At 62.2% G+C, this 17,446-nt stretch carries 15 protein-coding genes; 6 read left to right on the top strand and 9 right to left on the bottom strand.

What is annotated here, in order from left to right; all coding sequences use genetic code 11:
• Positions 1-31: 31 nt before the first annotated feature.
• From sucD to CD351_RS11840, 6 genes are all read right to left on the bottom strand, one after another.
• Positions 32-922 carry a succinate--CoA ligase subunit alpha gene (sucD, locus tag CD351_RS11865; RefSeq protein WP_111992832.1) on the bottom strand — a complete coding sequence of 297 codons (891 nt, stop codon included), beginning with the start codon at positions 920-922 and terminating at the stop codon, positions 32-34.
• A 1-nt stretch (position 923) separates the two neighbouring features.
• Positions 924-1,370 (bottom strand): hypothetical protein, encoded by a 447-nt coding sequence (locus CD351_RS11860; RefSeq protein ID WP_111992831.1) that lies wholly within the window; start codon positions 1,368-1,370, stop codon positions 924-926.
• On the bottom strand, positions 1,367-2,329 hold the full coding sequence (gene mdh, locus CD351_RS11855; RefSeq protein ID WP_111992830.1) for a malate dehydrogenase: 963 nt from the start codon (positions 2,327-2,329) through the stop codon (positions 1,367-1,369). Before mdh ends, CD351_RS11860 begins: the two co-directional genes overlap by 4 nt.
• A 271-nt stretch (positions 2,330-2,600) precedes the next feature.
• Positions 2,601-4,556, bottom strand: coding sequence for a putative bifunctional diguanylate cyclase/phosphodiesterase (locus tag CD351_RS11850; RefSeq protein WP_369880347.1), 1,956 nt, complete (start codon positions 4,554-4,556; stop codon positions 2,601-2,603).
• A 190-nt stretch (positions 4,557-4,746) separates the two neighbouring features.
• Complete coding sequence (locus tag CD351_RS11845) at positions 4,747-5,121, bottom strand: hypothetical protein (RefSeq protein WP_111992829.1); 375 nt, start codon at positions 5,119-5,121, stop codon at positions 4,747-4,749.
• 184 nt (positions 5,122-5,305) lie between these two features.
• Positions 5,306-6,529: a cell wall hydrolase gene (locus CD351_RS11840; protein WP_234027123.1), complete on the bottom strand. Its 1,224-nt coding sequence runs from the start codon at positions 6,527-6,529 to the stop codon at positions 5,306-5,308.
• A gap of 157 nt (positions 6,530-6,686) precedes the next feature.
• On the opposite strand from CD351_RS11840, the gene CD351_RS11835 reads away from it, so the two are divergent.
• The 4 genes from CD351_RS11835 (at position 6,687) to CD351_RS11820 (ending at position 10,564) form a co-directional block, all read left to right on the top strand.
• Positions 6,687-7,556, top strand: a complete 870-nt coding sequence (locus tag CD351_RS11835) for an ABC transporter substrate-binding protein (protein ID WP_234027122.1) — start codon at positions 6,687-6,689, stop codon at positions 7,554-7,556.
• On the top strand, positions 7,553-8,533 hold the full coding sequence (locus tag CD351_RS11830; RefSeq protein ID WP_111992827.1) for an iron ABC transporter permease: 981 nt from the start codon (positions 7,553-7,555) through the stop codon (positions 8,531-8,533). The genes CD351_RS11835 and CD351_RS11830 overlap by 4 nt, the downstream gene beginning before the upstream one ends.
• Entirely contained in the window at positions 8,533-9,276 is a 744-nt protein-coding gene (locus CD351_RS11825; protein ID WP_111992826.1) for an ABC transporter ATP-binding protein, read from the top strand. The genes CD351_RS11830 and CD351_RS11825 overlap by 1 nt, the downstream gene beginning before the upstream one ends.
• A gap of 289 nt (positions 9,277-9,565) precedes the next feature.
• Entirely contained in the window at positions 9,566-10,564 is a 999-nt protein-coding gene (locus tag CD351_RS11820; protein WP_111992825.1) for a hypothetical protein, read from the top strand.
• Positions 10,565-10,671: 107 nt separating this feature from the next.
• Here the strand turns inward: CD351_RS11820 and CD351_RS11815 are convergent, their stop codons facing one another.
• Positions 10,672-11,016 (bottom strand): UrcA family protein, encoded by a 345-nt coding sequence (locus CD351_RS11815; protein WP_111992824.1) that lies wholly within the window; start codon positions 11,014-11,016, stop codon positions 10,672-10,674.
• A gap of 316 nt (positions 11,017-11,332) precedes the next feature.
• Here CD351_RS11815 and CD351_RS11810 point away from each other — a divergent pair, with 316 nt between their 5' ends.
• The gene (locus tag CD351_RS11810) at positions 11,333-13,642 is read left to right on the top strand and encodes a winged helix-turn-helix domain-containing protein (protein WP_111992823.1); all 2,310 of its coding nucleotides are present in this window, start codon (positions 11,333-11,335) and stop codon (positions 13,640-13,642) included.
• A 3-nt stretch (positions 13,643-13,645) separates the two neighbouring features.
• On the opposite strand, the gene CD351_RS15960 is transcribed toward CD351_RS11810, so the two are convergent.
• Complete coding sequence (locus CD351_RS15960; RefSeq protein ID WP_234027121.1) at positions 13,646-14,656, bottom strand: lysozyme; 1,011 nt, start codon at positions 14,654-14,656, stop codon at positions 13,646-13,648.
• Between the two features lie 643 nt (positions 14,657-15,299).
• Here CD351_RS15960 and CD351_RS11800 point away from each other — a divergent pair.
• Positions 15,300-16,811, top strand: a complete 1,512-nt coding sequence (locus CD351_RS11800) for a toll/interleukin-1 receptor domain-containing protein (protein WP_162627707.1) — start codon at positions 15,300-15,302, stop codon at positions 16,809-16,811.
• Positions 16,812-16,821: 10 nt separating this feature from the next.
• Here CD351_RS11800 and CD351_RS11795 read toward each other — a convergent pair whose 3' ends face one another.
• Entirely contained in the window at positions 16,822-17,184 is a 363-nt protein-coding gene (locus CD351_RS11795; protein ID WP_234027120.1) for a hypothetical protein, read from the bottom strand.
• Positions 17,185-17,446: the final 262 nt, after the last annotated feature.

The following is a 17,446-nucleotide window of genomic DNA, read 5'->3' as shown; positions in this document are numbered from 1 at the left end:
AGGGTTACGCCAGTTCTTCGAGCCCTCGCGCTTATGCGAGTTCTTTCAGCATAGCGTCGAGAGTGGTGCCGAGTTCCGAAGGCGAGGGCGAAACACGGATGCCCGCATCTTCCATCGCCGCGATCTTGTCGTCAGCGCCGCCCTGACCGCCCGAGACGATGGCGCCAGCGTGGCCCATGCGGCGGCCCGGAGGCGCGGTGCGGCCTGCGATGAAGCCGACGGTCGGCTTCGAACGGCCTTTGGCGGCTTCCTGCTTGATGAATTCTGCGGCTTCTTCTTCAGCCGATCCGCCGATTTCGCCGATCATGATGATCGACTTGGTTTCCGGATCGTCGAGGAAGAGGTCGAGCACGTCGATGAAGTTCGTGCCGTTGACCGGGTCACCGCCAATGCCGACCGCAGTGGTCTGGCCGAGGCCAACCTGCGTGGTCTGGTGCACGGCTTCGTAAGTCAGCGTGCCCGAGCGCGAGACAACGCCGACGCTACCCTTCTTGAAGATGGAGCCGGGCATGATGCCGATCTTACATTCTTCCGGCGTCAGCACACCGGGGCAGTTCGGGCCGATCAGGCGCGATTTCGAGCCTTCAAGCGCGGCCTTGGCGCGCACCATGTCGAGCACCGGAATGCCCTCGGTGATGCAGATGATGAGCTCCATCTCGGCATCGATGGCTTCGCAAATCGCATCAGCGGCAAAGGGCGGGGGCACGTAGATGCACGAAGCGGTCGCGCCAGTTTCGGCCTTAGCCTCGCGCACGGTATTGAACTGCGGCAGACCGATATGTTCCGTGCCGCCTTTGCCCGGCGTGACGCCCGCAACCATCTGCGTCCCATAATCGAGCGCCTGTTGCGTGTGGAAAGTGCCGGTGTTGCCGGTCATCCCCTGAGTGATGACCTTGGTGTCTTTGTTTACGAGGATGGGCATTTTAGTCCTTCGCTTTGCCGAAGAGTTTCGAGAAGAATGACGGTGGTTTAGGTAAGTCGGGAAGGGGGGCGTCCGGAAATACAATGTGTCGCCCGAGGCGGCCGTCATCTGACATCATATCGTAGATGCCCAGCTGGAGCTCCTTGGCTTTCGCAAAACCAATTCTCTCGCCAGCCTCGCGATCACTGTGACCGCGAGGCATCCCCCAATGTATGGCGCCGGGCATAAGGTGGTAGTCTATGCCCAACGGATCGTCGGTGTCGGTCCGTATGAAGTCGGGAAATTGCTCAGTCATTGCATCATACCAACGCCGCAGTTGCGGGCTGAGCCGTTCTAGCTCTCCTTCCTCGGGAAAGTCGGTTTCCGAAAGCCTGTGATACCAATCGCGAAAAGCATTGCCATCCCGCGGAGCAACGGCTGGATCGAAGACGACCAGGTCGACGCTCATTTAAGGCTCTCGTCCAGCCCCTTGCAGGCCTCAAGCAGCTCCTCAACTGCGTCGGTGCTGACTTTGAGGTTGCTCTTTTCCTCGTCCGACAGTTCGATCTCGATCACTTCTTCGGTGCCGCCCGCGCCGATCACGGTCGGGACGCCAACATACAGCCCGTCGAGGCCGTACTTGCCTTCGACATAGGAAGCGCAAGGCAGGATGCGCTTCTGGTCGCCCAGATAGGCTTCGGCCATGCTGATCGCGCTGGTGGCGGGGGCGTAATAGGCCGAGCCGTTGCCGAGCAGGCCGACGATCTCGCCGCCGCCTTTGCGGGTGCGGTCGACGATTTCGTCGATGCGTTCAGCCGATACGCCCTTGATCTTGGCGTAGTCGTCAACCGGGATACCGTTGATCGTGGTGTAGCTCTTGACCGGGACCATCGTGTCGCCGTGGCCGCCGAGGACGAATGCGTTGACGTCCTTGACCGAGCAACCGAACTCCCATGCGAGGAAGGTCGCAAAGCGCGCGCTGTCGAGCACGCCGGCCATGCCGACCACCTTGTTGTGGGGAAGGCCGGAAAACTCGCGAAGCGCCCAGACCATAGCGTCGAGCGGGTTTGTGATGCAGATTACGAAAGCGTCGGGGCAGTTGTTCTTGATGCCTTCGCCGACGGCCTTCATGACCTTGAGGTTGATGCCGAGCAGGTCGTCGCGGCTCATGCCCGGCTTGCGCGGGACGCCTGCGGTGACGATCACGACGTCGGAACCGGCAATGTCAGCATAGTCGTTCGAGCCGGTGATCTTCGCATCGAAGCCTTCGATCGGGCCGCACTGGCTAAGGTCCAGCGCCTTGCCCTGTGGCATACCCTCGGCGATGTCGAACAGGACGATGTCGCCCATTTCCTTTTTCGCAGCGAGGTGGGCGAGCGTGCCGCCAATCATGCCGGAGCCGATAAGCGCGATCTTCTTGCGGGCCATGTGTATCCTTCCCAAAATCTTCGGGACGAATAATCCAAGCGAGGCTTAATAGCCCGGCTTTCGTCCCAAATGGCCGGGCACCCGCTTCTGGCGGCGGGGTAGGCCCCGAATTGGGCGATTGCAACCGTCAAAAGGTCTGATATGCCAACTATCTTCGCAAATAGTTCGCAATTGCATTAAGCTGAGAAGCGCGAGTTTCCTGCGCTCCCAACGACTGGGCGTGAATTAGGCTCGGTTCATGAAAAGCAAAGCGTTCGGTGAACGCTTCGGATCAGGCAGACGCCCGGCGGCCGTCCTGCTCGCGTTCCTGTGCCAGCAGCATCGCGGCGAGGTAGTCCGGCACCGCGCGGCTGAAATAATAGCCCTGGCCAAGATTGCAGCCCGCATCGCGGACAACCTGGACCTGGTCGATCGTCTCGAGACCCTCGGCGACGATGTCCATGCCGAGCGTCGTTCCCATTTCGGCCACGGCGCGGATGATCGCATCGCTCTTGCGTCCGACCTGCGCGCCCGAGACGAAGGACCGGTCGACCTTGATCTTCGAGAACGGGAAGGTGTTGATATAGCCGAGCGAGGAATACCCCGTTCCGAAGTCGTCGAGAGCAAAGCGCACGCCGATATCCGACAGTTCCTCGATAAAGGCAGCGGTTGCGTGGTTGTCTTCGATGAAGAGGCTCTCGGTGACTTCAAGTTCAAGGCGCCTCGGGTCGAGCCCGGCTTCACGAAGCGCGCTCTTGATTCCCAATGCCGCACCCGGAGCGCGGATCTGGAGCGGTGAGAGATTGACCGCGACGGTCACGTCATCGGGCCATGTCGCGGCAACGCGAGCGGCCTGCGCGGTGATCCAGTTGCCGAGCGTCACAATAACGCCGGTTTCCTCTGCCACCGGAATGAACTCGTCAGGCCGCAGCTCGCCCTTGTGCGGGTGGAACCAGCGAACCAGCGCTTCGAAAGTCTTGATGCGGCCTGTTTCCAGATCGACGATCGGCTGGAAGTAGATCGAAAGCTCGTCGCGCTGGATTGCGGCGCGAAGCTCGTCCTCGATCTCGCGGCGGCGGGCAAGGTCGCGCGACATGGAAGAATCGTAGAAACATGTCCGGCTGCGCCCGCCAACCTTGGCATGGTACAGCGCAAGGTCAGCGCTCTGCATGAGCGTGTCGGCATCGTTGCCGTTTTCCGGAAGCAGCGAAACGCCCAGCGAAGCGCGCACTTCGAGGCGTTCTCCGTCGATGCGGAACGGGCGCATGATCTCCGCATGGATTTCACTTGCAAGGCGTTCTGCGTCCTGGCGATTGTTGATCGGGCAGAAGATGATGAATTCATCGCCGCCGAAACGCGCCACGGTCGACCCTTCCGGCGACACTTCGCGCAGCCGCTTGGCAACGCCGTTGAGCACGCGGTCCCCGACCGGATGGCCGAGCAGGTCGTTCACTTCCTTGAACCGGTCAAGGTCGACCCAGATCAGTGCGAGACGGCTCTTCTCATCGACGCCCATCATGGTTTCGACCATCGCGTGATTAAGCCCTGCGCGGTTGGCAAGGCCGGTCACGACGTCGGTGCGTGCAAGCACCTGCATCTTGTCGGCCAGACGCGCGCTGGTTTCGGCAGAGGCTATCGAATCGCGCAGGACGGTGAAGATGTTGCCGCAGATCGAGATCATCGCCGGGATCAGCAGCAAGATGGTGACGCCCAGCGTAATGAAGCCCGGCTTTGCCGTCCAGAAACAGGCAATCGCAATCGGGACACAGGTGAGACACAGTTGGCCCATGGCGATAGTCAGGCGCCCTGCGTTACGAGCGCTTACGCCGATCCCGTAGCCCACGGCATTGCACACCATCAGCACTTCGACCTGCGTGCTGCTGCCGTCGATGATCACGAAAGCGGCGGTGCAGCCAAGCGCCAGTGCGAAACTGAATGCGCCGATTTCGTAAACCAGTTCGAGCGTTGCGGTGCTGTTGCCCTCGGCCTCCGCGTCGAGCGCCAGTGCCGCTGCAACGCGGGCGGTCGCGATAACGGTGAGCACGGCTGCTGCGACATACAATTCGGGCATGTCCGCAATCCACGCGGACACCGAAGCCGCGCAGATTATGCACAGCGCGCCGATGGCGAGGCTGGAAGGTTGAGCGTAAAGTGTCGTAACCAGCAGACGGCGCACGCGTTCGGACAATTGGTCCGACGACTGCCGCTTGTCGAACCGCCCTCTCAGGCGGCTTAATGCACTGGTCACTCCCATAACGGTCCGGGCCTACGCAAAACAGGTCAAGGGGTGGTTAACGCGGCCACGGCTTATTGCGCATCGATTGAAGGCAAAGCCTGTCATCCCGTTTGAAATGGTCGTTTACCAACGCCGGAATTCGTGCCGACCCGAGCGATCAGGAGCGGCAAACGCGATGCGAATGTAACGGCGCTGCGAGGCGTTAACTGGCTGCGCCCTCAGGCCCGAGATTTGCAGCTTCTGCGGCGAGCCTGCGATCAAGGGTGCGCGTAATCCCAAGCCACCAGTCATACGCCTGACGGTCACCCTCGAAGAAGGCTTTTTCGGCCTGGGCGCGTGCCTGACGCGCGGCGCCAAGGCCGTGCTGGGCAAAGTGCCTTAGCGCTGCACGAAGCATATGATCATTTGCAGGCTTGTTCTGGCCCGCATCTGCGCGCTTCACAGGCCCCTTGGTTCCCGTTTTCGGGTTGTTGTCGTTGGCAACACGCTCCTGCGCTCGCACAGCAAGAGCCCTTGCGATCGGAGTGCAGGCGGGGGAGTGACCGGGGCGATTGGCAGGGGCAAAGCGAAGGGACATGAGGCGGTTTGGTCTCTCGTCTTGGCGCGGGCCGTGCAATTCGCTGCCGCCAGGGGGTGCGGCGTTGCAGTCAAGCGCGAAAAAGGATTTCAGCGATGTCAGCGGGTTAGGGCATGACGCGCTAAGGCTTGGTGTGGAGCTAAGGTTGAGATCGCGTTAACCCCTCGGTCCGACGATCCCGATTTCACCGCTGTGGAGAAGGCGGTGAGCCGGTGGTCTGCCCCGCTAACGATCGCTCATCACGTTCAAGAGCGGCGCGCGCGGCATCGCTTTTCCATTGTCCGGCGCTGGCATAATTCTCGCGAACCTGACCTACGCCGGCATAAGCAGGATCGGCGAGGACCGGTTGCGGAGCGCCGCCTGCTGCCGGCTGCGAGGAAGGCTGCGCCGCGATGCGCGAAACTGCTGCGGGTCCGGCTGCCGGGCTGGCTTGCGGTACGAATGTTTCGACCGGCTCAGCGCCAGCGCCGCGCCCTCTTTGAGCAACCCCCGGTTCGACACCGGTATAGCGTGCGGTGAACGCGCTGCCCTCGCCAGACGAGCCGCGAGTGCGGTAGAAACGGTGCGCTCCGATAGTGCCGACATGGTCGAGGCTGGGAGCCCAGTAGGGATTGACCCAGAGCGTATGGTAATGCGTCGCGTGGCCGACCGGCGCGTAGACGCTTCCGGCGAGCGCTTCGTCGGCGATCCGTTTTGCGCGCTCCCATGACCGCCCGCTGGCGCGGCGCGAAAGGCTGCCATCGCAGGTGAAGGTGAACTGGCAGCCGGTCCTGCGCTCGGACCCCTGATAGACGACGCCGCACACGCTTCCCGGCCAGCTGCGATGGGAAACACGGTTCAGCACGACCTGCGCGACGGCGCGCTGGCCCGCTTCGCTTTCGCTGGCCGCTTCGTACCAGATGGCTTGGGCGAGGCATTCTGCCGCGCGCAGGTGGTTCGATCCGCCCGCACTGAAAAAGGGCCTTGCAGCCGGGCCGGTGTCGATCACCTGTCCCAGTTCGCGCCCGGCTTCTGCACCGGTGTCGAAAGCGTCGGTCGTCGGCAGCGCGATCAGCCCATCGCCGGGTGAGGGCGCTGCAAGAAAGAAGAAGGCAGAGCCGGGAAAGCTTTGACCCGGCCTTTCGAACGGCATCGCAGGATTGGCCTTGAGCTGTGCTGAAAGTTTCGCGTTTACCAGTTCTGCTTCGGTCGGCGCGTTGCCCGCAAGTGCGCCGAATTCGCCGGGTGCGGCCATGGCGGGCACTGCGATCGCGGCGAGCAGGACCATGAGGCGCGAGCGCATCGTGTGCTTTTGGATGCCGCCCTGCGCGCGCGGTTGAGGCGCAGCGGCATCGCCTGCAGGCAGGTGGATGACCGGCTCAGGGCCGGATTTTGCCTTGAAGGCTGAAAGGTTGCGGAGGAAGTTCATAGCGCGCCTCAAGCGCGTACCAAGACAAACCCCAATCGACGAGCGCGCCGTAGGGAGGCGTCCCGAAAGGCTACACGCACCATCAAATCGTTAACGCTCGCCAAGCGCGCTTGTGGTCGGCCCCTCGCGGCCTTATCGGCTGGCAGGGATGGGATTCATGGCGATCAGACGGGCAGCCAAAGGGTTGGCGATGGCGTGCGTAGTCGCTTCGCTTGCCGCTTGCGGAACCGACAGGGCGGTGCGGTCGGACGAGATCGGCGCCACCTTCGTCAGCCTCAATCCGTGCCTCGATGCGATTCTCGTGGAGGTCGCCGATCCTGACCAGATCCTCGCGCTTTCGCATTACAGCCGCGACCCGGCGGCCAGCTCGATGGATGTCGCCACGGCCCGGCAATACGGCGTCACTGGCGGCACAGCCGAAGAGGTGATCGCGCTTCAGCCGGATATTGTTCTCGCGAGCACCTTCATCGCCCCTGCGACCAAAGCTGCTCTTGAACGAAGCGGGCTGCGGGTGGAGACGTTCGACAGTCCGCGCACTGCCAGCGAAAGCGCACTGCAGGTCAGCCGCCTTGGCGACCTGACCGGCAACGAAGTCATCGCTGACAATCTCGCGCGCGCCATCACGACGCCGTTATGGCCGCCGCAGAACCCGCCCGAACCCGGACCCATGTGGCAACCTGAACCCGATCCTTCCGTCGTGCTTTGGCAGGCAGGACAGATCGTGGCGGGCAATGAGACCCTGATCGCCGATTTGCTGCGCGAAGAAGGTTTCGTCAGTCACAGCGCGGCGTTGGGCATGGGGCAGGCTGACCATCTTGGCCTTGAACAGATATTGGCCGACCCTCCCGACGTCCTGCTTGTCGCAGGCGACAGCGCCGGGCAGCGCCACCCCGCATTGCTGCGCCTCAAGGACACGTGGGTCCGCGAGTTCGACCCCGCGCTGTTCTATTGCGGCGGGCCGAGCATCCTGAAAGCGCGCGAAGAGCTTCATGGATTGCGGCTGAGCGTTGCGGGACAGCGCGGATGAACCGTGCCAGTCTGATATTCGCAGCGGCCCTCATGGTCCTGCTCCCGCTTTCGCTTCTCGCGGGGCGCGTGTGGATCGACCCGCTCGACATGAGCGGCCCTGAAAACGCCGCGCTGATCCTGATGGAATTGCGCCTGCCGCGCGCTGTCCTCGCCGTCGTGATCGGAGCAGGGCTGGGCGCGGCGGGCGCGGCGATGCAGGGGTACCTGCGCAACCCGCTTGCCGATCCGGGACTGTTCGGCATCGCTCCGATGGCGGCGCTTGGCGCGGTGGCAAGTTTCTGGGTCGGACAGACATGGGCACTTCCGGTCTTCGCTCTTGCCGGAGCCGCGCTTGCCATGGCGCTGCTGGCCGCGATTGCCGGAAGAAGCGTGTCGGATGGCCGCGCGGGAGCGGGGGGAGGGATTGCGCTCTTCACGCTCGCCGGATTGATGATCGCAAGCCTTGCAGGCGCGCTCACCGCGCTCGCGATCACCATGGCGCCCAGTGCTTTCGCGATGAGCCAGATCGTCATGTGGCTCAATGGCGCGATCACCGACAGGTCGTGGGCGGAGGTCTGGATCGCAGCGCCGCTTACGCTTGCCGGGATCGCGGTGCTGATGCTGGCAGCGCGCAGCCTCGATGCGTTGACGCTTGGCGAAGAGGCGGCGCGTTCGCTCGGGGTCAATCCACGAGCGCTGCTCTTCCTGCTGGTCGTGGGAACGGCGCTGACCGTCGGGTCGGGTGTCGCGGTGGCCGGGATCATCGGGTTTGTCGGCCTGATCGTCCCGCATCTCGTGCGGCCGCTCACCGATCGCCTGCCATCCTCGCTGCTAATGCCCAGCGCGCTGGCCGGGGCCTGCCTCGTGCTGGTCGCTGATAGCGCGGTGCGCATCCTGCCGCTGGTGACCGAGCTGCGGCTGGGCATCGCGCTTTCGCTGATCGGAGCGCCGTTCTTCCTGTGGCTGCTGATCCGCATGCGAAGGGGGCGGCTGTAATGCTCAAGGCAGACGACCTTTCTATCGAGCGCGGCGGTCGCGCGGTGCTGAACGGCATAAGCGCCCGGTTTGCTGCCGGTGAAATCACCGCCATCGTAGGGCCGAACGGGGCGGGCAAGTCGAGCCTCATCCTCGCGCTTGCCGGGTTGCTCGATCCGGTTGCCGGTTGCGTGACGCTCGATGAAAGGTCAGTCCATGCGCTGCCGCCGCGAGAGCGGGCCCGCACGATCGGATATCTCCCGCAGGACACCGACATCGCCTGGGACGTCGCGGTCGAGCAGCTGGTCGCCCTGGGCCGCCTCCCGCATGGAGACCGAGGGCGCGGAGAAGTCGACGCGGCGATTGCGATGCTTTCGCTCGAAGACCTGCGCCATCGCCCGGCAAGCCGACTGTCGGGTGGTGAGAAAGCGCGCGTGTTGCTGGCGCGCGTGCTTGCCGGAACCCCTCGCTGGGTGCTTGCCGATGAACCGCTCGCCGCGCTCGACCTTGCGCATGGTCAGGCGCTGACCGGCCACCTGCGCGAAATAGCGGCGAGCGGATCTGGCGTCGTCATCGTAGTGCACGATCTCACCATCGCGATGAACCATGCGGACCGGGTTGTCGTGCTGAGCGAGGGGCAATGCGTTGCGACGGGCGCTCCGGCTGAGGCTCTTACGCGTGAGACGATCAAACGCGTGTGGGGAGTGGACGCCGATTGGTTGGGTAAGCCGGGCCAGCATGCACTGGTCATTCGCCGTCCTTAGCGACAGGTGCAGTGTCGCCGAATACCACAGGAGACCTGAGCATACCGACCCGGAGCGGCGGGTTAGGGTGCGCCGCATCTCAATGTTTGTTGCAATCTTTAAACCCAAGGTGCGACCCGAAGGGCGGAAGTGCAAAGACCTACAAAGAGGATCATTTCATCAACAATTCCCGCCATTTTGGCGACTTCATATTTTCTGTACCCCCGCGAAATTCCCTGATTTCTGCGGGTTTGGAGCGAAAAAAAGAGTTTCGCTGGAACCAGATTACCTGCCCGACTAAGCCTTTTTAATGGCCACTTCCGACCAGATTCTCACCGATTCCCGCTGGCTCCCGCACGCACTCGATCCGGCAGCGGGGACTGTCGTCTTCATCAGGCTGGACCGTGAACGGCTCGCCGCTTCGCGCTTTCTGGCAGATGCGGGCGGCGAGGACGGGCGCGAGATTGCGAGCGTGCCGCTGTCCGAAATCGCACAGGCCGACATCCCGCAGGCTCCGCTTCACTTCATCTTCCACACCGCTTTTTGCCGCTCGACCCTGCTCGCAAGGGCGCTTGAGCGACCGGGTATGTCTGCGGGTCTCAGCGAACCGGGCATCATCGCGAGCCTCGTCAATGCAGGGCCGCGGGCAAGCGGTGCGATCAGGCCGATCATGGCGCTGCTCGCCCGCAACTGGGGTGAGGGGGAGGCAGTGTTCGTCAAGCCTACCAACCACGCCAACGCCATCGCGCCTGCCCTGATGGAAGCGGTGCCCGATGCAAAAGCGGTAATAATGACAAATCCGCTCCCCTCCTTTCTGGCTGCCGTAGTGCGAAAGGGAATGCTGGGCCGCCGCTGGGCGCGTCAGCTCTATCTCGAGATGATGGGATATGCCGGGATGGACCTTGGCATGGACGAGCGCGAGCAATTTGCCATGACCGACCTTCAGGCAGGCGCGCTCGCATGGTTTCTGGGCCAGCGTTTCATGGCCGGGATGGAGAGCCGCTTTGGCGAGCGGATAAGGGTGCTCGATGGCGACAGGTTCGGCGATGAGCCTGCGAAGACGCTCGAAGCCATCGGACGGTTTACGGGGGTGGCGATCAGCCCGGACCAAGCCGCTGCTATCGCAAGCGGCCCTGTCTTTACCAGCGATGCCAAAACCGGCGAGGACTACGCGACCAAATCCGCCCGCGATGCAAAGGCCACAAGCAGCGCCGTGGTAGAGGATGAAATCGCGAAGCTCGAAGAATGGATCGCGATGATCGCGGATCAGGCGGGCATCACGGTCCCGATCAGACAAACCCTTTTCTAGCGGACACGAAAAATGGTGCCGGGCTCCAAAGGGAATTGAGACGCCCGGCACCATAGGGTGGGTGAGCACTTTGCTGAAGAGGGCTCACCCGGAACATTTATGTGCGGTTACCGCACGGCAAAGCGGATCACGCGTGCCTCGCTGCCTGCGAGACGGGTGGCCGAGAAGTTGGCGATGGCAAGGTCACGCGACGGTTTTGCCGCTTCCATCGTTTCGCGCTGGCAATCGCGCACGTTTGCATCGAGGCTCGGGCGGTTCTGGATACGGCCGCAGACCTGTTCGATCGCGCTTTCGATGCGGCGGTCGAAGATGTCCTGTCCGGCCTTGCCCGACAGATCGAGGTCTGCGTAGCTCACGCTGGCGGTCTTGCCGTCGGTCAGGGCTTGAGCAGCAAGGGCCGGGGTGGCGGCCAATGCGATGGTGGCGGCGGCGATCTTCATAAGGGTATTCATGTCTGTTCTCCTTCGTTAAGTCCTGCCGCCTCCCGGTCCCCCTCCCGTTAGTGGAGGCGCTTTCGAGCGATGCGGCGTGTCATGTGCCGTTCGACTGAGGCGTTTTTCATCGATGCGATGTGCCTGCTGAACGAGATGGAGAATGAAGGGTGCGCGCTTATGGCGCTGCGCAGAAACGCTGAAATTCCAGTGATTTTGCGCTTATGAAAAGCTTATTTCGCAGCTCAGACGGTGACATTGGCGCAGGATAATGCATGAATCGGGCTGACGGATCGGGAATCACTTCGGTCAGGACGTCGGGGGGAGCGCTAAGCGCGTGAACAAGCCACTTGATACAAGCGATGAAGAGCTCGACATGCGTGCGCGCCGTATCGACCTTGCGCATGAGCCTGACTTCGCGCTGGGCCCGGTGCGCGTGCAGCCGAGCCTGCGAAAGATATGGGGTCCCGACGGTGAATTGATGCTCGAGCCCAAGGTGATGCAGGTGCTGGTCGCGCTTGCGACGCCGCAGGGCGGCATCCTGTCCCGCGATGATCTGATCGAACGGTGCTGGGAAGGGCGCGTTGTCGGCGACACCTCGATCAACCGGGTGATCTCCCTGCTGCGCTCCGGCTTCAAGAATGTCGCGGGCGATGCGGTCATTGTCGAGAACGTGCCCAAGGTCGGCTATCGGCTGATGGTTTCCGGCGCAGACGCGGTGGAGACGCCGCAAGAGGATGCAAGGCCCGATCCCGCGATTGAGCATCCGTCCCGGCTCAATTCTTTCGGCTGGAAGAAACTCGCGGCTGCCGCTGCGATTATGCTGGCGGTGGTCGCTGCAAGCTTTGCACTGTGGCCGAGCGCACCGGAGGCGCCAGTACGCCCGCTGCGCATCGCAATGCTGCCGATGACAGTCGGCGAGGAAGTCGACCCTCTCTATGCCAAGGGCTTCGAAGCGGAGTTGCGCACCCAATTGGCGCGCGTCGGCAAGATGGAAGTCACAAGCAGCGAAACCGCGCGTCAATTGTTCGAAGAGGGATTAAGCGCCGCCGAGATTTGCCGCCGGCTTGGTGCCGATTTCGCATGGATGGGCTCGCTCAAGGTCGGGGCAGAGCGCGTCTCGCTTTCCGCTCGCCTGATTGACGCCGCGAACAAGCAGACCACGTTTCAGGAGGATTTCACCAGCGCGCCTGAATCGGCTCAATACCTGCCCATCCGCACTGCGCGCGCGATATCCTCCTCGCTCGGTCGCCCGGTCTCGGGTCGGATGCCCGAAAGCGATGTATCGGCGAGCGACTTCAGTCTCTATCTCACGGCTCTGGGCCTCATAAAGAGCCGGGGCATGCAGGAGCGCATCGCGGCTCACTCGATCCTCGAACAGGTCACGCAGGGCAGTCCGGATTTTGCCGATGGCTGGGCCGGGTTGGCCAAGGCGAATTACCTCTATCCCTGGAGCGAGCGCAGCGACTTGGAGGCTTCACGCAAGAAGGCGCTTGAGATCGCTCGCCACGCGCTTTCGCTCGACCCGGATGCGCTCGACGCGCTCAAGGTCGCAGGGATGCTTGACGATGATCCGGATAAACGGCTGGCCCTGCTAAACCGCGCCGTAGAGGTTGATCCCGGTGATTCCGAAGCCTGGTTCTGGCTTAGCATCACGAGGCGCGATTTCCTGCTCAAGGCGCAAGATCCATTGGAAGCTGCCACCCGCATGGCCCAGCTCGATCCGCTGTGGCCCGCAAGCTGGCGTGCGGCCGACCTTGCCGCCGAATTCGGGGACATGGACAAGGCTTACGAGATTGAGCGGACAATCCGCTCGGCAGCCGTTTCGCCGTCGCAGCAACTCCTGTCCGACGCGCGTACAGCGCGAATGAAGGGCGATTTTTCGCAGTTCGTGGTGCTGTCGAACAGAGCAGCATCAACCCAGACCGCTGCTGAACGTCGCTATGGTGCGACTCTGCAAAAGAGGATCATGCGAATAATTCTGGGTCTTCCCCCGGTCGACGAAGAAATCGCAGCGCGGGAATCTCCGCCCGCGCTTTTGAAGAGCGTTCTTCTGGGCCAATTGCCGACACGTGCCCAGATGGAAGCAGAGGGAATGGATGCCGAACGTTTCTGGCGCTCACCGACTTTCCTGATCCCTGCATTGCCGCTGTTCTTCTCGCTCGGGCGCGAAGATGAGCTGCTGGAACTCTATGATGAAGAGTTCGCGAACCACCGCGCGTTTACTAAGCTGGGCGAGGACATCGGCCAGTCTGATGAGATTGTTCCGGCGCTCTCTCCCTTCATTGCCCTGGCGTTGCGCAATGCGGGCCGTGAAAGCGAGGCGCAGGAGCATTTGCGCGACGCGGAAGACTGGCTCGCAAGGTGGAAGGCGGCAGATACTGATTGGTTGATGCCCGTGATCTGGGACCTGCATCTGGCGGCGGTCAAAAAGGACAATCAGAGAGCCATCGCCGCAGTCCGAAAGCTGCCTGAATATGGGTGGCCCTACATGATGGGTCACATCGATGCCCTGTCGGTAGGGTTGGTGTCGGGAAATCCGATACTGGACGAGGTCCGAAAGCTTCCCGAGGTTCGCGAAGTCCTCGACCCGATCCGCGCAAATCTCGATCGCGAGAGGCGCGAAGTCCTCGCCCTCGAAACCTAGCCGCTACGCTTCGCGCGGGTCTGAATAGTCGGCGTTGAGGAATATGTTGGTGCGCCGTTCACTGCGATAGACGAGGCCCTTGGCAACCCGGCTTGCCGCGTGGTGATATGCCAGCTCCTCGGCGATCTTGTCGTAATCGCCCGCTTCGATCGCAGCGTTGAGTTTGGGACTTTTGTCGGGGCCGACCGTCCCGATGCCGACATTGAACACAAGGTCGACCAGCGCGTCGAATTCGTTCTGGTTCACTGGCAGGTCGCCGACCAGTTTGCGCACGCCTTTCTCCGCCTTGCCCAGATCCTGTTCAAGCAGCGTGATCGCGCGTTCATGCGAGATCATGTCGCCAACCTTGAGCTTGTCCTTGGGCAGGACGAGGTGGCCGACGCCGACCGTGGGATAGCCCGCAACGTCGCGGTAGACGTCATATCGCACGCCCTCTTCCTCGATCATCGCTTCGATCAAACGGTCGCTGACGCTCAGTTTCCTCGCATCGCGGCGTTCGGATGGATCGACGAGTTCAAATTCGTTCGCGTGCCCGAATTCGCCCAGCATGTTTCCCGCAGCAATTGGATCGGCGGAAAAGGCAAGGTTAGACGTGCCCGATAGCCCCAGCGCGCTGACGCCCAGCGCGAACGCGGTACGCTTGCGGCGCTTGCCACGAACGCGCGCGTTCTGAAGCGGTGTGAATGTGCTGAAGCGCCGCGCCCTGCTGCGCTCGCGCCGGTCGTTCCACCGCTTGCGAAAGGACTTGGCAAAATTGCGCCGGGCTGCCTTTCTGACGGTCGAAATGTCCGCAGCCTGCGTGACCGGCGGCCTGTCAGGCGAAGTCAGCCGCGACCCCTTGTCGCCGCCCGACGCGGCGTTGATCGAAAAGGCAGGTGTGCGGTTGTAAGGGCCAGAGGCGAGGAGAGGATTGCGTGTCGAGCTAAAGATAAGGCTGTCCTTTCGAATGAAGGACCGGGCGCGCATGAGATGCAGCGAAATTAGTGCGAGCGAATGCTGCGTGCCGAGCAGCATGCCGCATGTCCTTCAAGAATATGTCTGTGCGGACCCCGGCGCCAATGGTCAGCGCCTGTTGAGATCCGGGCCGCGAGTGCGTTCACCTAACCTACAAACGGAATTGCCGCTTCGATCCACGGTTCAGCGCGCGTGAGGCACGGGATGGGGGGAGCAGAAGCTTGCTTTGGAAGAGCCACCGCAGGATAGAGAGGGCATGGCTGTGGAGATCACATCGAGGGAGGAGCTTGCGGCGTGGCTAGAGGACAAGCCGCGTGAATGGGCGCAGGTGATCGCACTTCGAGCGGCTCTGCGTGTCTTGCCCGTTGCAATAAATCGCGACAATTGGGCCTTCTCTCATACAGACAAGCGGAATACTTTGGCGCTTTTTCGGGCCTTATCGCTATGCTTCGGTTATGATGAAGATACGAGGACGTGGATCAGTTTGCCTTCTGCTCGTGACAGTATTTCCATCGATAGAAGATCAATTGCTCGCGGAGTTGTGAAGGCCGTTAATTTGTCCGCTGTTCGCGCGCTTGAGGCAACGATGGCGACTAGCCCTAGAGTTTCGTCAGCCCAATCCGTGTGGCACGGATCAGTTGTTGCAGAGCACTTCGATGGCGAGAACCTCAAAGCTTGGAAACAACACTGGTCAGACTTTGCAATGCTCGATTCTGGGCTGGAGGTCGCACAAGTCAAGGCAGAACCTGTTTGGCAGGAACGACCAGATTGGCTGGAAAGAAACTGGACAAACGCATCACGTTGGCTTTCCCGGCCAGAGGACGGCTTCGAAATCTGGCGCGAATGGTACTATGGTCGCCTTGAAGGCCTACCCCACGCTTTCGCCAGATTTGATGCCGCTGCCGACGATGCATTCTACCGCTGGATCGTGGAGCAGGACGACGAATGGTGGTCCCGAGAACCAGCCGAAGTCAACGCGGACATCAAGGAATTCGTCGACTCCCTCCGCACACCAAAACCCGACGACAAGCCGCGCGTCGACTTCTTCGTCTCCTACGCCTCCCCCGACGAAGCCGCAGCGCGCGAGGTTGCGGCGGTCCTGGACCAGATCGGCAAGTCCTACATCGTCCAGTATCGCGACTTTCCGCAGGCCAATTTCGTCAACGCAATGAATGACGCGATGGACCGCGCCGACCGGCTCATCCCGCTTTATTCCAGCAGTTACGTTGCCTCCGATCACTGCAATGCTGAGTGGAATTACTACTATCATCGCGACCCGTCCTCGGTTGAGCGGCGCATTGTCGGTTTCAAACTCGACCGGGGCGATCTCAAGCCGCTCATGCAGACGGTCAATCACCGCGACCTGACCCGATACCCAAGTGCCGAGCGCGAGGAGGCCATTCGCGAGTGGATCGAGTGGGAGCCTCCAACCGCGACGCGAAAGAGCGTGGCGGATTCGGTTGAACGCCTGCTCAGCCCGCAGATCGCGCCTAGCGATGATGGAAAGCTTGACACCCGGCCCAATCCCCTGATCGACGTGCCCGTGCGCGAAAGCGCGCTGGACAAGGCTGTGCGTGAACTCTTGTTGGTGCTCGATATCATCTTCGCATCCCAACACAATCTGCCCGGCAGCATGCAGCGCGCGCTCGAACGCTATGACGAGGAGGTCCGCACCCACGGCGCGAAATCGGCGTGGGGCGGGCTCAACCGACTGGTGAACATCGTGACCGGCGGGCTCTCGACCATGTCGAGCGCGGAGTTTGCAGACGGACAACGCGAAACGCTCGAAGAACTGGTCGGTGCGCACAACCATTGCATGTCTGCTCTGCCCAGCCTCGATCTCGAAAAGCGCGCATTGTCGCAGGTTCCGGTCCAGGACGCCGATCAGGAGGCCGTGCGCGATATCACGCAAAAACTGCGCGCCATGCATGAACCGCTTCGCGAAGCGGGGCACACCACGAAAGCGCTCGATACGCTGATCGACGACGTGATCGAGGAAGGGCGGGACGTCGCCCATGCCGCGAGCGCCCCCGACGCCGACACGAGGGAGCAGGGCAGCAAGCGGCGCTACCTCATGTACGTCGGCGGGATCGGCTTTGCGGTCATAAACGCGCTGGGTGCCATGGCCACGATCGCGGATTCGCCCGCAGCGGTTCAGGCGATGCTGTCAGCGAGAGAGCTGGTCGAGGCGTTCTTCAAGGCGCTCAGCCTTTAGCGGCGCACGATTACCCCCCACAATACCGCCAATCCCCGTCCCGGCACCGTCGCACCGCATCGCGCCATTCGCGCATGCGGCGTTCGTATTCGGCGCGCTCGCGCTCATAATCGGCCATGTCGTAGGCGTGGCGGTCATAGGCTTCCCAGCCGCGCGCATATTCTGCATCGCGGCGCTCGACATAACGTAGCTGCTCGCGATTGAGGCGGCGGATTTCGGCGCGGTCACGGGCCAGTTCCTCGCGGGAGAGGCCCTTGCAATCATCCGGGTCGGAGCAGGCGAGAGCGGGGGCAGGCGCGCTTGCGGCCAGCGCGGCCATCATGAGAGCGGCGATTGCGGCCAGAGGGGCGGGGAGGGCAGTGGCGGGGCGCATGGTGGATTCCTTCAGAACAAGACACGTTCAAACTGTTGTTTTTCCACCAGCCTCCATCCTAGCGCGATTGCCGCAAAAAGCTGTACCCGAAAGCCTCGGATCGCCGCCGCTGAGCCTCAACCTGTCGATGACTGTTGCCGATGTTGCAAGGCGGCACCAAGTCGCGCCTCGGGCGTTGTAATCGGTAAGCCTCGTCGCCACCTCACACCCAAGCGGGCGCAGCCCTCTGCGCGCCCCTTTACATCAGCGAACATTTGCGGAA

The sequence above is a fragment of the Erythrobacter sp. KY5 genome (assembly GCF_003264115.1).
Taxonomy (GTDB): domain Bacteria; phylum Pseudomonadota; class Alphaproteobacteria; order Sphingomonadales; family Sphingomonadaceae; genus Erythrobacter.
Note: the sequence above shows the minus strand (reverse complement) of the source record. Positions and strands in the feature narration are given on the sequence as shown.

Excerpts from the sequence above, each read along its gene's own strand:
- CD351_RS11825 (WP_111992826.1), top strand. The coding sequence starts at position 8,533 with ATGCTCAAGGCAGACGACCTTTCTATCGAGCGCGGCGGTCGCGCGGTG.
- CD351_RS11860 (WP_111992831.1), bottom strand. The coding sequence starts at position 1,370 with ATGAGCGTCGACCTGGTCGTCTTCGATCCAGCCGTTGCTCCGCGGGAT.
- CD351_RS11820 (WP_111992825.1), top strand. The coding sequence starts at position 9,566 with ATGGCCACTTCCGACCAGATTCTCACCGATTCCCGCTGGCTCCCGCAC.
- CD351_RS11835 (WP_234027122.1), top strand. The coding sequence starts at position 6,687 with ATGGCGATCAGACGGGCAGCCAAAGGGTTGGCGATGGCGTGCGTAGTC.
- mdh (WP_111992830.1), bottom strand. The coding sequence starts at position 2,329 with ATGGCCCGCAAGAAGATCGCGCTTATCGGCTCCGGCATGATTGGCGGC.
- CD351_RS11815 (WP_111992824.1), bottom strand. The coding sequence starts at position 11,016 with ATGAATACCCTTATGAAGATCGCCGCCGCCACCATCGCATTGGCCGCC.
- CD351_RS11795 (WP_234027120.1), bottom strand. The coding sequence starts at position 17,184 with ATGCGCCCCGCCACTGCCCTCCCCGCCCCTCTGGCCGCAATCGCCGCT.
- CD351_RS11830 (WP_111992827.1), top strand. The coding sequence starts at position 7,553 with ATGAACCGTGCCAGTCTGATATTCGCAGCGGCCCTCATGGTCCTGCTC.
- CD351_RS11800 (WP_162627707.1), top strand. The coding sequence starts at position 15,300 with ATGCTCGATTCTGGGCTGGAGGTCGCACAAGTCAAGGCAGAACCTGTT.
- CD351_RS11840 (WP_234027123.1), bottom strand. The coding sequence starts at position 6,529 with ATGAACTTCCTCCGCAACCTTTCAGCCTTCAAGGCAAAATCCGGCCCT.
- CD351_RS15960 (WP_234027121.1), bottom strand. The coding sequence starts at position 14,656 with ATGCTGCTCGGCACGCAGCATTCGCTCGCACTAATTTCGCTGCATCTC.
- sucD (WP_111992832.1), bottom strand. The coding sequence starts at position 922 with ATGCCCATCCTCGTAAACAAAGACACCAAGGTCATCACTCAGGGGATG.
- CD351_RS11845 (WP_111992829.1), bottom strand. The coding sequence starts at position 5,121 with ATGTCCCTTCGCTTTGCCCCTGCCAATCGCCCCGGTCACTCCCCCGCC.